Below are 919 nucleotides of genomic sequence, written 5' to 3'. Positions count from 1 at the left end.
AAAATCCTGTATCATGCTGCAGACTACCATAGACTGTAGCAGTCCATTTATCAAATGTGCTTTTTTGACTGTGTTCAACATTCAAAGGTTGCAGAGAAAGCTTTCCGTACGATCCCATAACCCCAAAGGATAGAGCACTGTCAACGTTTTCAATTTTTTGTAGCAAAACACCTGCCTCTAGAGCATAATACCCTAGATCGCCACCATAACCATATTCAAGCGCAGACAAATCTGAAGTATAACGGGAACTGCCCCCATAACCACGCAAAAATGAAGCAGGATTTTCACGAATTTCCAACATTTCACGAGGATGAGCACGCTGTATCTCTAACTGCTTATTTTGATTGCTGATATCCATCAAACCAGCATGAAACAAACTATTCGGCAAGAGGAGATAAGTTGGTACCTGCGGAACAACAGCCTTAACGCCTTGGCTAAAATGATTTTTACCATATAAACCCAATTCAGGACGAGAAGCCGGCACAAGCTCCCTCCCCTGAGTTACACTATATGTAGTATCAGCTTTACCTTCCTGGCTAGGACGATGCGCACGATTTAAGCTAATTTTACGGTAAGAATCCACTCTAAGCTCAGCCCCCTGAGCGACACTAAATGGATTATCAGAATCAATATATCCATTCTCGAGACGAAAATCCCAAAATTCTCCCCCTCCTTCAACTAGTCTTTGAGAAGGATTTGCCTTCTTTAAATTACTCCTCGGACCATAAGCGCGAAGCCTATACTGATAAGGTAAACCATCCAACGTAATATAATCACTATCTAACTTAAAAGAATCCTCTTCTGCTCTTCCAGACACCTGAATGATGGAAATCCCCTTGTTGCTTCCTTCAAACCCAGTACCTCCCCCTGGACTTCCTGAAACACTTTGCACATGTACGATCGTTTTTCCCTCAACATC

General features: G+C 42.4%; 1 pseudogene. It reads right to left on the bottom strand.

The annotated features are described in order from the left end of the window. A pseudogene (locus tag ACFINC_RS10040) lies at window positions 1-919 on the bottom strand (autotransporter outer membrane beta-barrel domain-containing protein); the annotation flags it as partial.

The sequence above is a fragment of the Bartonella sp. AP58NXGY genome (genome assembly GCF_042195785.1).
Taxonomy (GTDB): domain Bacteria; phylum Pseudomonadota; class Alphaproteobacteria; order Rhizobiales; family Rhizobiaceae; genus Bartonella.
The sequence above is the reverse complement of the archived record's forward strand: the minus strand, read 5'-3'. Positions and strand labels throughout refer to the sequence as shown.